Below are 13,424 nucleotides of genomic sequence, written 5' to 3' on the forward strand. Positions count from 1 at the left end.
GCCTCAGGCGGCCGGCCGGATCGCGGCCAGCTCGTCGGTGAAAATGCCGTCGATGCCCCAGTCCAGCAGCAAGCGGGCGCGTTCGGGGTCATTGACGGTCCAGGCCGCGATCCGGTAGCCGGCGGCATGCACGGCATCGATCAGTTCGCGGGTTGCGTCTTTCTGGTTGATGTTCAGCGCGACGCAGTCGTATTTGACCAGGCGTTCGCGCCAATCGGCGGGGACTTTCTCTACCAGCAGCGCGCGCGGCAGCTCGGGCGCCACTTCCAGCGCGGCTTGCAGCGCTTCTTCGGCGAAGGAAGACAGCAGGGGGAGCGTGCTGGCGCCTTGCCACAACTGCTTGCAGGCCAGCGCGACGGCGGCGCCGGTCTCGGCTTCGCGGCCCGGGCAGGGCTTGATCTCGACGTTGCTGGCGATGTGGTTGGCGACCGTGTAGCGGGCCACGGCGGCAAAGGTGGGCAACGGCTCGCCGGCGTAGGCGGCTGAGTGCCAGCTGCCGAAGTCCAGCTGCGCGAGTTCCGCGTAGGTCTTGGCGGCGGCCGGGCCTTGTCCGTTGGAGGTGCGGTCGACGTCATCGTCGTGCATCAGCACGAGGACGTTGTCGCTGCTCAGCTTCACGTCGTATTCGAACATCGTGAAACCATGCTCGGCGCCCACGCGCATGGCGGCCAGCGTGTTCTCCGGCGCCAATCGACCACCGCCGCGGTGCGCGATGTAACGGGAATAGGGCCAGGACGGGAGTTTTGCGGTCATTTTTGGTGTTGCGTGTGCTTCTTATGGACAGGGTTGCAAGGATACTCCTTCTTGCCTCAATGACGCCCGGAAGGCCCCCACGCCGCACTCGCTGCGCTCGCTTGCTGCCCCCCGAGGGGGCTGCCCCGCCTTGGGGCGGTCCGGCGGCGGGGCGGCTATCCTTCTGGGGGCCGGCTTCCACCCGGGCTCTACTTCAGCGGCGCTTTGTCTTGCGACACATCCATGATCATGCGGGTGGCCAGATACAAGCGCGGCACGATGCTGTTGATCTGGATGTATTCGGCGTCGTTGGAGTGGGCGCCGAAGCCGCTCAGCCCCATCCCTTCGATGACCGGGCCGCGGGCCTTGAGGGCGGCGAAGGCGGCGTCGGTGCCGCCGCCGCTGGCGCGGTCGACGACTTTCATCGGCAGGTCCAGTTCCTTATAGATCTGCACCCCGTGCTGGGCCAGGGCGCGGGATGCCGCGGTGGCCTCCAGCGGCGGCCGGCGCACTTCGAACTTCACCGTGACCTTGGATTCGGGCAGCAGCTTCTTCTGGACGCGCTCTTCCAGCGTGCGTGCCAGGGCGTCGAAGTCGGACACGCGCAGGGCGCGGGCGTCGGCCTGGGCGGTTGCCTGGCCGGGAATGACGTTGCGGTTGGTGCCTGCCTGGGCCACGGTCCAGTTCAGCTTCAGGCCTTCCTCGGGCTTGGACAGCTTGTCCAACTGCAATAGCTGATGCGCCAACTCATATAGGGCATTGACGCCGCCTTCGGGACGGGCGCCGGCGTGCGAAGTCTTGCCCTGCACGGTCAGGTAGGCCGCGCCGATGCCGCTGGTGGCCAGCGTCAGGCGCGCTTCAGCGCCGCCGCCTTCGAACGAGAAGACGGCATCCTGGTCGGCGCCCAGGCGGGTGATCGTGCTGCGGGCACCCGGCGAACTGATCTCTTCGTCGCCGTTGATCAGCACGGTGATGGTGCCGAAATCGCGGAAGCCCAGCTTTTGCAGCAGGGTCAGGGTGTGGATGATGGTCGCAACCCCGTGCTTGTCGTCCGCGATGCCCAGGCCGTACGCCTTGTCGCCGTCCACGCGGAACGGCTGGTCCTTCAGCATGCCGTTACGGTAGACCGTGTCCATGTGGGCGATCAGCATGATCTTCTTGGTGCCGGTGCCCTTGAATTCGGCGTGGACCATCGGACCGACCTTCTCCGGAGTGTCGTCCAGCCGGAAGACATCGGTGGCCGGCAGGATCTCGACCGTGCCGCCCAGCGCCTTCAGGCGGTCGCGGATCAATTCGGCGATGCGTTCGACGCCTTCGACGTCCTTGCTGCCGGATTCGATGTTGACCAGGTCCCGCATGGTGTCAAGCATGGCCTGCTGCTGGCCTTGCGCGGCTTCGTGCACGGCGGCCACGGGCGCGGCCAGCGCCGCGTGCGCGCCGCCCAGGAACGCCAGGGCGATACAGGCACGCAGGACATGCAGGCGGGGAGAGGTAATCGGCATTGAGAGAACCCTTTATGTGGCTGGGAAAGGGGCGCCGGCGGTATGGGCCGGCGTCAGGGGTGCGCGGCCGGGTGGCGGCTTGACCCTGCAGGTCACGATACGAGTGCGCAAGAGGCGCGAAAATGGTGATTTCCCGGGTTGACGGCATCCGGCTTCCATGTACCGGGGACAGGTTGGACGGCCCCACGGGAACTTGAAGTGAATCCGAAGCTCCCATACGGGCGGGTAATGCTAAAATCCGCCCGCTGATCCGGTAATGACCGGTATGGGAATAGGGCGAATCGAGTTCGCCTTTTTTTATGCGTTTTCGTGCGGCTCTGGGTGGATACCCCTGGAGTGCGGCAACAGGGATTCCATGTTCGAATTTATTCGCAGCCATCGGCGCTGGATGCAGTTCATCCTGCTGCTTCTGATTGTGCCGTCCTTTTTCCTGGTCGGGATTCAAGGCTATGACAGCTTCATGCGCAAAGAGCCTGAGTTGGCGACAGTCGCCGGCCAGCCTATTTCGCGTGCCGAGTTTGATCAGGCGCACCGCAACCAGCTCGAGCAGTTCCGTCAACGCCTGGGCGCGCAGTTCGACCCGGCCGTGATCGATACGCCGGCCATGCGCGAAAGCCTGCTGAACCAGCTGATCAATCAGCGCCTGCTGGCCAACGTCGCCGTCGACAACCGTTTCACGGTGTCCGACGAAACGCTGCGCAACACCATCGCCGCCATTCCGGAAGTGCAGGACAACGGCCGCTTCTCGCCCGAGCGCTATCGCCAGGTGCTGGCGGCCCAGGGCATGTCGCCGACTTCTTTTGAAGCCGGCCTGCGCCGCGACCTGGCGGTTGCCCGCGTGCTGGAGCCCGTCGGCCAATCGTCGCGCGCGCCCGCCGAAGTGGTGGCATCGCTGGAAACGGCGTTGACGCAGCAGCGCACGGTGCAACTGCGCCGCTTTGCTGCCGCCGACTACCGCTCGCAAGTTACCGTTACCCCGGCCGATATCCAGGCCTGGTACGACGCCAACAAGCAGCAGCTGCAGATCCCCGAACAGGTCCAGGTGCAATACCTGGTGCTGGACGAGGCTGCCGCCACCCAAGGCATCCAGGTCAAGGACGAAGACCTGGCTTCGTATTACGAGCAGAACAAGAACCGCTTCGGCCAGCCCGAACGCCGCCGCGCCAGCCACATCATGATCGAAGTGGCACCGGGCGCCTCGGAAGATGCCCGCAAGGCCGCGCGCGTCAAGGCGGAAGACCTGGCTCGTCAGGCGGCTGCCGATCCGGCGCAGTTCGCTGAACTGGCCCGCAAGAATTCGCAGGATGCCGGTTCGGCCGCCAACGGTGGCGATCTGGGCTGGCTGGCGCCGGGCATGTTGACCGGCCCGCTGGAAAAGGCGATTTTCGGCCAGGCCAAGGACCAGGTGTCCGGCGTGGTGGAAAGCCCGTCCGGCCTGCACATCGTCAAGGTCACCGAGATCCAGCCCGCGGCCGTCAAGCCGCTGGCCGAGGTCAAGGACCAGATCACGGGCGAAGTGCGCAAGCAGCTTGCCGCCGTGCATTTCTCCGAAATGGCCAGCCAGCTGAACAAGCAGGTCTATGACCAGCGCGACAGCCTGCAACCGGCCGCCGACGCCGTCGGCCTGAAGCTGCGCACCGCCTCGGGCGTGACCCGCGAAGGCCTGCTGCCCGCCGACAAGGCCGGCCCGGGCTCGGCCATCGACAGCCCCGACGCCGAACTGCTGGACAACCCGCGTGTGCGTCAGGTGCTGTTCTCGCCCGATGTCCTGCGTGAAAAGCAGAACTCTGGCGTGATTGAACTGTCGCCTGCCACGATGCTGGCCGTGCGCGTCGCTGCCGTGGAACCGGCACACGTGCCGACGCTGGACAAGGTCAGCGATTCGATCCGCGCCAAGCTGCTGGACGAGCGTTCGGCCGAAGCCGCCAAGAAGGCAGGCGAAGCCGCGCTGGCCGCCGACAAGGCCAACCCGTCGGCCGCGCCGGAGGGCTTCTCGCCCGCCGTGACCGTGTCGCGCCAGGATCCGAAGGACGTGCCGCAAGCGGTGGTCGACGCCGCGATGCGTTTGCCCGCCACCCAATTGCCCGGTTATGCCGGCGTGCAATCGGGCGTGGACTACACCTTGGTTCGCCTGGAGAAGGTCGAGGCCGGCACGGTGGACGCGTCCGCCAAGGACCGCCTGGCGCAACAGCTGTCGGGTGGCCTGGGCCAGGCCGAGATCGAAGCGCTGCTGAAGATGCTGCGTGAACAGTACAAGGTGCAGGTGCTGCCCAGCGCCGCCGAAGTCATCCGCGGCGACCAGCCGCAGGCGGCGGGCTGATCAGCCCACCAGGGGCCGCGCGGCCCCTAGTTCAACAGTGGCCGCAGCGTCGGCCACACGTTGTCCAGCAATTGCGGCTGGGCATCCTCGTTCGGATGGATGCCGTCAGCCTGGAACATCGCCCGGTTCGTTGCGATACCTTCCATCAGGAAGGGCACGAGCCGGGCGTTTTCGTCTTTGGCGACCGTAGGAAACAGCTGGGCGAAGCGCTGCGTGTAGTCGCGGCCATAATTGGGCGGAATCTGCATGCCCACGATCAGCACCTGGGCATCCGCTTTGCGCGATGCCTGGGCCATGGCGCGCAGGTTCTGTTCGGTCATGGCCAGCGACAGGCCGCGCAGCGCGTCGTTCGAACCCAGTTCCAGCACCACCACCGCCGGCGCGTGCTGGCGCAGCAGCGCCGGCAGGCGCGCCACGCCGCCGCTGGTCGTGTCGCCGCTGATGCTGGCATTGACCACCTGGTACTTCGGGTATTGTTCCGAAACGCGGGCCGACAGCAGGGGCACCCAGCCGGTGCCGCGCTTCAGGCCGTATTCGGCGGACAGGCTGTCGCCCACCACCAATACGGTACGCGACGCGGAACCCTGGGCCGCCGCGGTGGTCTGAGCGTGGGCGGGGTACGCCATGACGGCGGCTGCCAGGGCGGTGGTCGCCAGGGCGGAAGTAAGACGCAGACGGGAAAATAGGCGCATGGATAGCAAGAATTCGATCGAGGTGAAAGGGCTGGGCAAGCGGGTGGCCGATGCCGGCGGGACGCTGTCTATCCTGGAAGGTATTGATTTTACGGTGGCCGCCGGCAGCGCCGTGGCCATCACCGGAAGCTCCGGATCGGGCAAGTCCACGTTACTGGGACTGCTGGCCGGGCTGGATGTTCCCAGCATGGGCAGCGTACACCTGGCCGGGCAGGACCTGTTCGCGCTGGATGAGGACGGCCGTGCGCGGCTGCGGGCCAATCATGTGGGGTTCGTGTTCCAGTCGTTCCAGCTGCTGCCGAACCTGACGGCGCTGGAAAACGTCATGTTGCCGCTGGAGCTGGCCGGGCAATCCGCCCGCGAGGCGGCGCAGGCCATGTTGGAACGCGTGGGGCTGGGCGCCCGGCTGCATCATTACCCGCGGACGCTGTCCGGCGGCGAGCAGCAGCGCGTATCGCTGGCGCGCGCCTTCGTGGTGCAGCCCGACCTGCTGTTTGCGGACGAGCCCACGGGCAGCCTGGATGCCGCCACGGGCGTGACCGTCATCGACCTGATGTTCGACCTGCACCGCGAGCACGGCACCACGCTGGTGCTGGTGACGCACGACCCGCAGTTGGCCGCCCGTTGCGGGCGCCAGCTGGTGCTGGCAGCAGGCCGGATGGTCCAGGGCGCCTGAGGCGCCCCGGCCGGCCTTATCTGATCACGGCGTTCGCCGGATCAATCACTTCGCCTTGGCGACGGCCTGGTTCCAGGCCGCGACCACGGCTTCATACTCGGTGGCGGCGGCTTCCTGGCTGACCGGGAAGATCTTGATCGTCGACAGGTCGGGCAGGGTGGTCAGGCTGGCCACCGCCACGTCGGTGCGCGTCGGGCGGCGGAAGTTCTTCACCAGTTGCGCTTCCTGCGACGCCTTGCTCAGCAGGCCGTCGTACAGCGCCTTGGCCGCATCCAGGTTCTTCGCGCCCTTGATGATGAACATGCCTTCCGGCGCCAGGTAGCTGCCTTCGCTCGGGTAGACGAGCTTGATCTCTTTCTGGCCACCGGCTACGTATTCCTGCGCGGCGTACTCCAGCGTCATGCCCACGGCGTATTCGCCGGCGGCGACGCCCTTGTAGGTGGTGCCCGACGAGGCCGTCACGACCGCGTTGGCGGCGATCTTGTCCAGCCCGGCCTGGCCGAACTGCTTGTACAGGCCGTACACCAGCATGTAGGCCGTGCCGCTCTTGGACGGATCGGTGATGGCGAACTTGTTCTTCCACTGCGGCTGCATCAGGTCCGACCACGTGGCCGGTGCCGGCAGACCCTTCAACTGGCGCTCGTTGACCATCATCACCATGACGTGCACGTTCGTGCCCACCCACAGGTCGTCCGGGCCGCGGAATTCGGCCGGGATCTTGTCCAGGTCTGCCGGGCGATAGGCCTGCAGATGCTGGCGGTAGGCGCCCAGGGTGCCGAAGCCGCCGCTCCAGAACAGGTCGCCGCGCGGGTTCTGCGATTCGGCTTCGATGCGCTTCATCATCGTGCCGGTGCCGCCCGTGACGGGCTGCACATTCAGCTTGGGGCTCGTCTTCTTCACGGCTTCCAGCGCGGTCTCGATGGTCTCCGTATTGTTCGACGAATACAGCACGACGTTCTGGGCGTGCGCGGCGCCCGTCGCCAGGGCGGCGGTCAGGACACTGGTGAGTATCAGGTGCTTGAGTTGCATGGGTAGCCTTTGGATCGAGGGGGTTATTTGCCGGAGAACAGCTTGATGCGGAATGCCTTGACCGACACGATGATGGGCAGCACGATCACCGTGACCAGCGCGGCGCCATAGGCGGACGCCATGCCCAGCCTGCCGCCGTCGACCTGGCGGAAGATGGCGATCGGCATGGTTTCCAGGCCGCCGCTGTAGGCCACGATCGAAGCCGACAGCTCGGAGATCGTCGTCAGCCACATCAGGATGGCAGCCGAAATGATCGATGCCTTCATCGCGGGCAGGATCACTTTGAAGAAGGTCATCAGTGGCGACACGCCCAGGCTGATCGAAGCCTCTTCGATCGAGTCGGGAATGTTGAACAGCACCGACGAGGCGTTGCGCACGGCGAATGGCAGGCGGCGCACCGTGTAGCACAGCACCATGATGCCGGAGGTGCCGGCCAGCACCAGCCAGCCGGTGTTGAAGGTCTGCACCAGCGCAATGCCCAGCACCGTGCCGGAAATCGTCAGCGGCAGCACCACGATGTAGTCCAGCACCTGCGTGAAGGCGCTGCGCTTCTTGATCGTCAGGTAGCTGACCAGCACGGCGAAGGCCACGCCCAGCACCGTCGCCAGCGAGGCGAATTTCAACGAATTCAGGATTGGTTCCGGCGCCCCATGCACCGCGCGCTGCATACTGGCCAGCGACCATTGGCCCCATTGCATGACGGGCCCGCTGGTCTTGGTGAAGGCGGCCACGAACACGATGATGAGCGGCAGCATGGACAACAGGATCACGAAGCCGACGCCGCCGGTATAGAGCGCGGCGGTCCACGAACGCACGCGCACGGCGGCTGGCGCGCGGCCCTGCGTCATGGTGTAGACCTTGCGTTCCACCACGCGCTTCTGGAAGAACAGCACGATGGCGACGATGGCGATCGACACCACCGACATGGCGCTCTGGAGCGTGGGGCTGCCGCCCATTTCGCTGACGAACGTGTTGTAGGTCATCACCGACAGCAGCGGCACGCGGCTGCCCAGCAGCATCGCAAGCGCGAAGTTGCCGACCACCAGCGTGAACACCACCAGCGCATTGACCAGCACCGCGGGCAGCAGCACGGGCACCAGCACGCGCAGCTTGGTCAGGAACGGCGGCGTGCCCAGGCTCAGCCCGGCTTCTTCCAGTTGCCCGTCAAAGCCGCGTAGCGCGGCCAGTACGCCCAGGTAGATGTACGTGTAATAGACGAGCGTCATGGAAAACACCATGCCCGTCCAGCCGTAGAAAGAGGGCAGTGAGATGCCCGCGTCGCCCAGCAGGTTCGTCAACAGGCCGTTGTTGCCCAGGATCAGCAGCCAGGACTGGCCCACGATGATCTCGGGGATCACGATGGTCAGCACCGGCAGGATCGCCACCAGGTTCTTCAACGGGAAGTCGTAGCGCGCCACCATGTAGGCAAACGGCACGCCCACCAGCACGGTGCAGGTGGTGACCGCCAGGCCCAGGATCAGCGTGTTGCCGAAGGCCTCCAGGTATTGTGAATCCGCCAGCAGGGCCTTGAAGCCTTCCAGCGAAAAGCCGCCATCTTCTCCTGTGACGCTGTTGCCGAACAGCACGCCCAGCGGGTACAGCACGAAGAACAGCAGCAAGACCAGGCTGATCGCGGTCAGGATGCCCCAGGGCCACCATTTGATTTTCATGGCGTGCGCGTCCTTAGGCGTTGACGACGCGGCTGTCGGCGGGGATCAGCACCTGCACGGCTTCGCCGGGCTGGAACTGCGCGACCATGTTGCCCGCATGCAATTCGACCCGGATCTCGGATCCGTTGTCCAACGCGATGCGATAGGCGGTCTTGAAGCCCAGGTACTGGCGGCGCAGCACCTTGCCCGGCAGCGTGTTCGGCACGTAGGGCGCGGGCGCCATCAGGGCGAGTTCTTCGGGACGCGCGATCAGTACGCCGTTGGCGTCCAACCGCGTGCTGCCTTGCATGCCATCAAAGCCCAGGCCGCACAGTTCGTAGCGGACATGGCCCTCTGGCGCGCCCTCCAGCCCGGTCTGCGCCGGCACGGGAATTACATTGGCCGAGCCGATGAAGTCGGCCACATAGGCGTTGACCGGCGTGCCGTAGAGCTCTTCCGGCGTGCCCAATTGGGCAATGTTGCCGTGGTCCATGATGGCGATGCGGTCCGACATCGCCAACGCCTCTTCCTGATCGTGCGTGACGAACACGGTCGTGATGCCGGCTTCGCGCACCAGGTCGAGGATGACGTCGCGCATCTGCAGCCGCATCTTGGCATCCAGGTTGGACAGCGGCTCGTCCATCAGCAGCACGCGCGGCCGGATCACCAGCGCGCGCGCCAGGGCAACCCGCTGGCGTTGTCCGCCGCTCATCTGGGCGGGGTAGCGGTCGGCCAAGGCCAGCAATCCCACTTTATCCAGCGCTTCATTGGCACGCCGCGTGGTCTCGGCGCGTGCCACGCCGCGGGCGCGCAGGCCATAGGCCACGTTGTCGAACGCGGTCTTGTCAGGGAACAGGGCGTAGTCCTGAAACACCATGCCAATGTCGCGGCGGTGCGCGGACACATGGGTCACGTCGTCCTGGTCGAACAACAGGCGTCCGCCATCGGGTGCGTAAAAGCCTGCAATGCAGCGCAGCAAGGTGGTTTTGCCGCAGCCGCTGGGCCCCAGCAGCGTGTAGAACGCGCCGTCGGGGATGTGCAGCGACAGATTGCGCAGCACTTGCTGCCCGCCGAAAGTCTTGACGATGCCGTCTACCGTGATCGATGCCATTTTTGGGTTCCTGCTTGGGTTCCCGGCATCATAGGAATGCGTCCCGGCGGCGACCAGCAGTGTTTTTTAAGGCGTGGCGTTAGATTTTCTAAGAGGTCGGCGCCGCGACTATCCCCTAGAATGCGGCTGAACAAGGCAGGCGCCCGGTCAAGGCCGCGCCGCCGATAAGACCACAACAAGGGAACACGTGGGAAAGAGCAGCACAGTCATGCGCCTGGACGGCGCGCGGGCGGGCGTCCGCTGACATGGCGGGGCAGAGCCTGCCGCCATTGAAGGCCTTGCGCGTCTTCGAAGCCGCGGCGCGGCTGCGCAGCTTCACGGCCGCCGCCGACGAGCTCAGCATCACGCACAGCGCGGTCAGCCAGCAGATCCGCATTCTTGAAGAGTATGTGGGCCAGCAGTTGTTCGCCCGGGAAGCGCGCGGCGTGGCGTTGCTGCCTTGCGCGCAGGCGTATTTTCCGGAAGTGCAGGCCAGCCTGGAACGCATCGCGATCGCAACCGCCAAACTGAAGGCGCCAGCCTACGGCGGCGTGCTGCGCGTGTGTGCGACCCCGTCGCTGACGATGAAGTGGCTGATCCCGCGCCTGTCGACCTTCCAGGCGCAGCATCCGGGAATCGACGTGCAGTTGAGCACGCAGGCGCGCCCGTTCCTGGATCGGGGCGGCGATACCGGCAGTGACGTCCTGATCCGCCACGGCTTCATGGCGCAGTCGGACCTGGCCTGTGTGCATTGCCTGGACGATTTCCATCTGCCGGTGGCATCCCCGCGCTTCATCGAGCGCAACCGGCTGGCGGCCCCGGCAGACTGCCTGGGGCATCCGCTGTTGAAGATCTCGGGCGGCATGGACCATTGGCCGCGCTGGTTTGCGCTGGCCAAGGTGGACGTGCCCGCGCAGTTGCCCGGCCCGGTGTTCGACCATCAGTTCCTGTGCATGCAGGCCGCCATGAACGACCTGGGCATCGCCCTGGCGCCGTGGAGCCTGCTGGAAGACGATATCCGCGCCGACCGCCTGCGGCCCTTGTTCGCGCAGCCGCAATTGCCCAACGCCGGCATCCATGCGCTGTATCGGCACGACGGCCCGGCCGCGGCGTCGGCGCAAGTTTTCATCGCCTGGCTGTGCGCGCAACAGCACGGCTTGCCCCATCCCGGATAGACAAGGACTCCCATGCTGCATTCCACTCCGCCCGCCGGCCTGCAATGGCGTGGCATTACGCCGCCGTTGGCGCTTTCCGATTACCGCGTCATCGCATTCGACATGGATTCCACGCTTATCTCGATCGAGACGCTGGATGAGATGGCCGACTTGATGGGCAAGAAGGCGGAAGTGGCGGCGTTGACCGAAGCCGCCATGCGCGGCGAGATCGTGGACTACAAGCAGAGCCTGCGCGACCGAGTGGCCTTGCTGGCCGGCATGCCCGAGGCGTTGCTGGACGAGGTCTACAACGAACGCGTGCAGATCAATCCGGGCGCCGAAACGCTGATCGCCGCCTGCAAGGCCGCCGGCCTGACCTGCCTGTTGGTCACGGGCGGGTTCACGTGCTTTACCGACCGCTTGCGTGTGCGGCTGGGGTTGGACGAGGTGCGCGCCAACGTGCTGGAAGTGGTGGATGGCCGTATGACGGGCCGGCTGCTGCCGCAGGCCTGGGGCGATATCTGCGATGGCGAAGAAAAGCGCCGCAAGCTGGCGGAGGTGTGCGCATCCCTGGGGGTGGGCACCGAGCGCGCGATTGCGGTGGGCGACGGGGCCAATGATCTGCCGATGATGCGTGCGGCGGGCCTGTCCGTGGGCTATCACGCCAAGCCGGCGGTTCGGCGTGAAGTGAATGTAGCGATCGACGAAGGCGGGCTGGACCGCCTGCTGACGCTGTTCAAGATCGAAGACGCCGCCTGAGCCCGAGTTTCAGACAAAATCCAGATTGATCCGATGAAAAATCACTAGTAGTCTGATTGACAACCGAGATAAAGCAGTTTGCGGCATCGCTTCAAGCAGGGCGTGCACCAGTAGCCGGTCCATAGGCAGGGCGCTTGAGGTTCAGCGAAACGGCGCCGTAATGGGGAAAGGGAGGGCAAACCCGCCTTCCGGATCCTGCTTACGCCTTGGGAGGCGTCATGACTATTCGCAATTCGGTGTTTGCGTTGTCGTTTGTCTCGTTGCTGGCCCCTGCGGTGGCCGGCGCCAGTGATGGCGCGATCCGGTTTACGGGGGCCATCGTCGAGCCCGCGGCGTGTCGGGTCGATATGCAAGGCCGCAAGGCCGGGGCGGTTCCCCCCTCAGCGCAGTGCGACCAACCAGCCGGCCGTTTGCCGCTTCCCGCAGCGAACATCGTCTCGGTCAGCATCAAGGCCTTGCCGCCGGTGCCGGGCCGCAACGGCGGCCCGGATCAGCGCTACAGCATCGTGACGCTCGACTACCTGTAGGAAGCCGGGTCAGATCAGGCCGCGGATCTCCACGGCCGGATCCACATCCGCCTCGTAGTCCACACCTTCGATCTCGAAACCGAACAGGCGCAGGAAGTCCTGCTTGTAGCCGGCGAAATCGGTCAGTTGGTAGATGTTGTCGCTGGTGACCTGGGTCCACAGCGCCTGCACCTGCGCCTGCACTTGCGGATCCAGTTCCTTGTAGTCCGCGCGCAGGCGGCCGTCGGCATCCAGGATCGGCGTGGCGCTGCACAGGCTGTCCTTGTACAGGCCGTAGACCTGTTCGATGCAGCCTTCGTGCGTGCCTTCGGCCTTCATGATCTTGAACAGCAGCGACAGGTACAGCGGCATCATCGGGATGGCCGAGCTGGCCTGCGTGACCACGGCCTTCAGCACCGAGACCCGAGCGTCGCCGCCGCGTGCGGCCAGTTTGGCGCGGATGTCCAGCACCTTCTGGTCCAGGTCTTTCTTGGCGGCGCCGATCGAGCCGTTCCAATAGATGTCGTGCGTGATCTTCTCGCCCAGGTACGTGAAGGCGGTGGTCGTGGCGCCTTCGGCCAAAACGCCAGCTTCCAGCAGTGCGTCGATCCACATCTGCCAGTCTTCACCGCCCATGACGGCGACGGTGGCGTCGATTTCGGCCTGCGTGGCCGGTTCCAGCACGGATTCCTTGACGACCTCACGGTCCGTGTCCAGGCCGCGCAGATTGACCGCATGGCCGATCGGTTTCAACGTCGAATTGAAGACCTGGCCGGTCTTGGGGTGCGTGCGGCGCGGGGCGGCCAGGCTATAGATCACCTGGTCGACCTGGCCCAGGTCCGCCTTGATCGCGGCGATGGTCTTTTGCTTGATCTCGTCCGAAAACGCGTCGCCATTGATGCTTTTGGCGTACAGGCCTTCCGCTTCGGCCGCCCTGTGGAAGGCGGCCGAGTTGTACCAGCCCGGCGTGCCGGCCTTGGCGGCCTCGGCGGGGCGTTCGAAGAACACGCCCAGCGTCTGCGCGCCACAGCCGAACGCCGCGCTGATGCGCGCGGCCAGGCCGTAGCCGGTCGACGCGCCCAGCACCAGCACACGCTTCGGGCCGCCGGCGATCGGGCCTTGCGCCTTGACGTAGTCGATCTGGTTCTTCACGTTGGCCTCGCAGCCGACGGGATGGGTGGTGACGCAGATGAAACCGCGCACGCGGGGCTTGATGATCATGAAGACCTCGTTCGGGGAAGTGCGAAATGCTGGGGGAATGCCGGATGCCGGCGCGACCGGTGCGCGAAAGCGCAAAAAGCGACCAGCATTGTAC

The 13,424-nt window shown here is 65.6% G+C and carries 12 protein-coding genes; 5 read left to right on the forward strand and 7 right to left on the reverse strand.

Annotated features, from left to right (window positions below; genetic code table 11):
- Positions 1-3 precede the first annotated feature (3 nt).
- Together ugpQ and CEY09_RS01585 are read right to left on the reverse strand one after the other, a co-directional pair.
- A complete protein-coding gene (ugpQ, locus tag CEY09_RS01580) occupies positions 4-753 on the reverse strand; it encodes a glycerophosphodiester phosphodiesterase (RefSeq protein ID WP_088587283.1) in 750 nt (249 codons plus the stop codon).
- Between the two features lie 188 nt (positions 754-941).
- A complete protein-coding gene (locus tag CEY09_RS01585; protein WP_088587284.1) occupies positions 942-2,234 on the reverse strand; it encodes a M20/M25/M40 family metallo-hydrolase in 1,293 nt (430 codons plus the stop codon).
- Positions 2,235-2,589: 355 nt separating this feature from the next.
- Here CEY09_RS01585 and CEY09_RS01590 point away from each other — a divergent pair, with 355 nt between their 5' ends.
- Positions 2,590-4,554: a SurA N-terminal domain-containing protein gene (locus CEY09_RS01590; RefSeq protein WP_088587285.1), complete on the forward strand. Its 1,965-nt coding sequence runs from the start codon at positions 2,590-2,592 to the stop codon at positions 4,552-4,554.
- A 26-nt stretch (positions 4,555-4,580) separates the two neighbouring features.
- On the opposite strand, the gene CEY09_RS01595 is transcribed toward CEY09_RS01590, so the two are convergent.
- Positions 4,581-5,246: an arylesterase gene (locus CEY09_RS01595; RefSeq protein ID WP_167389992.1), complete on the reverse strand. Its 666-nt coding sequence runs from the start codon at positions 5,244-5,246 to the stop codon at positions 4,581-4,583.
- Here CEY09_RS01595 and CEY09_RS01600 point away from each other — a divergent pair.
- Positions 5,245-5,922 carry an ABC transporter ATP-binding protein gene (locus CEY09_RS01600; RefSeq protein ID WP_006222273.1) on the forward strand — a complete coding sequence of 226 codons (678 nt, stop codon included), beginning with the start codon at positions 5,245-5,247 and terminating at the stop codon, positions 5,920-5,922. The genes CEY09_RS01595 and CEY09_RS01600 overlap by 2 nt on opposite strands.
- Before the next feature lie 45 nt (positions 5,923-5,967).
- Here CEY09_RS01600 and CEY09_RS01605 read toward each other — a convergent pair whose 3' ends face one another.
- Genes CEY09_RS01605 through CEY09_RS01615 form a run of 3 tightly spaced genes read right to left on the reverse strand, consistent with a single transcriptional unit; the run spans position 5,968 to position 9,711 of the window.
- Positions 5,968-6,951, reverse strand: coding sequence for an ABC transporter substrate-binding protein (locus tag CEY09_RS01605; protein ID WP_088587286.1), 984 nt, complete (start codon positions 6,949-6,951; stop codon positions 5,968-5,970).
- Between the two features lie 23 nt (positions 6,952-6,974).
- A complete protein-coding gene (locus tag CEY09_RS01610; protein ID WP_088587287.1) occupies positions 6,975-8,621 on the reverse strand; it encodes an ABC transporter permease in 1,647 nt (548 codons plus the stop codon).
- Positions 8,622-8,634: 13 nt separating this feature from the next.
- Positions 8,635-9,711 carry an ABC transporter ATP-binding protein gene (locus tag CEY09_RS01615; protein WP_088587288.1) on the reverse strand — a complete coding sequence of 359 codons (1,077 nt, stop codon included), beginning with the start codon at positions 9,709-9,711 and terminating at the stop codon, positions 8,635-8,637.
- Between the two features lie 245 nt (positions 9,712-9,956).
- Between CEY09_RS01615 and CEY09_RS01620 the strand changes: the two genes are divergently transcribed.
- The 3 genes from CEY09_RS01620 (at position 9,957) to CEY09_RS01630 (ending at position 12,130) form a co-directional block, all read left to right on the forward strand.
- Complete coding sequence (locus CEY09_RS01620; protein ID WP_088587289.1) at positions 9,957-10,865, forward strand: LysR substrate-binding domain-containing protein; 909 nt, start codon at positions 9,957-9,959, stop codon at positions 10,863-10,865.
- A gap of 12 nt (positions 10,866-10,877) precedes the next feature.
- On the forward strand, positions 10,878-11,603 hold the full coding sequence (gene serB / locus CEY09_RS01625) for a phosphoserine phosphatase SerB (protein ID WP_088587290.1): 726 nt from the start codon (positions 10,878-10,880) through the stop codon (positions 11,601-11,603).
- 218 nt (positions 11,604-11,821) lie between these two features.
- Positions 11,822-12,130: a fimbrial protein gene (locus CEY09_RS01630; RefSeq protein ID WP_088587291.1), complete on the forward strand. Its 309-nt coding sequence runs from the start codon at positions 11,822-11,824 to the stop codon at positions 12,128-12,130.
- 9 nt (positions 12,131-12,139) lie between these two features.
- Here CEY09_RS01630 and fabV read toward each other — a convergent pair whose 3' ends face one another.
- Positions 12,140-13,330, reverse strand: a complete 1,191-nt coding sequence (fabV, locus tag CEY09_RS01635; protein WP_088587588.1) for an enoyl-ACP reductase FabV — start codon at positions 13,328-13,330, stop codon at positions 12,140-12,142.
- Positions 13,331-13,424: the final 94 nt, after the last annotated feature.

It is taken from the genome of Achromobacter marplatensis (assembly GCF_002209535.1).
In the GTDB taxonomy this organism is placed as follows: Bacteria; Pseudomonadota; Gammaproteobacteria; order Burkholderiales; family Burkholderiaceae_B; genus Achromobacter; species Achromobacter marplatensis.

What these genes read in the sequence shown, in the direction of transcription:
- CEY09_RS01595 (WP_167389992.1), bottom strand. Translation starts at nt 5,246, where the DNA reads ATGCGCCTATTTTCCCGTCTGCGTCTTACTTCCGCCCTGGCGACCACC.
- CEY09_RS01585 (WP_088587284.1), bottom strand. Translation starts at nt 2,234, where the DNA reads ATGCCGATTACCTCTCCCCGCCTGCATGTCCTGCGTGCCTGTATCGCC.
- CEY09_RS01610 (WP_088587287.1), bottom strand. Translation starts at nt 8,621, where the DNA reads ATGAAAATCAAATGGTGGCCCTGGGGCATCCTGACCGCGATCAGCCTG.
- CEY09_RS01615 (WP_088587288.1), bottom strand. Translation starts at nt 9,711, where the DNA reads ATGGCATCGATCACGGTAGACGGCATCGTCAAGACTTTCGGCGGGCAG.
- CEY09_RS01630 (WP_088587291.1), top strand. Translation starts at nt 11,822, where the DNA reads ATGACTATTCGCAATTCGGTGTTTGCGTTGTCGTTTGTCTCGTTGCTG.
- CEY09_RS01605 (WP_088587286.1), bottom strand. Translation starts at nt 6,951, where the DNA reads ATGCAACTCAAGCACCTGATACTCACCAGTGTCCTGACCGCCGCCCTG.
- ugpQ (WP_088587283.1), bottom strand. Translation starts at nt 753, where the DNA reads ATGACCGCAAAACTCCCGTCCTGGCCCTATTCCCGTTACATCGCGCAC.
- serB (WP_088587290.1), top strand. Translation starts at nt 10,878, where the DNA reads ATGCTGCATTCCACTCCGCCCGCCGGCCTGCAATGGCGTGGCATTACG.
- CEY09_RS01620 (WP_088587289.1), top strand. Translation starts at nt 9,957, where the DNA reads ATGGCGGGGCAGAGCCTGCCGCCATTGAAGGCCTTGCGCGTCTTCGAA.
- CEY09_RS01600 (WP_006222273.1), top strand. Translation starts at nt 5,245, where the DNA reads ATGGATAGCAAGAATTCGATCGAGGTGAAAGGGCTGGGCAAGCGGGTG.
- fabV (WP_088587588.1), bottom strand. Translation starts at nt 13,330, where the DNA reads ATGATCATCAAGCCCCGCGTGCGCGGTTTCATCTGCGTCACCACCCAT.
- CEY09_RS01590 (WP_088587285.1), top strand. Translation starts at nt 2,590, where the DNA reads ATGTTCGAATTTATTCGCAGCCATCGGCGCTGGATGCAGTTCATCCTG.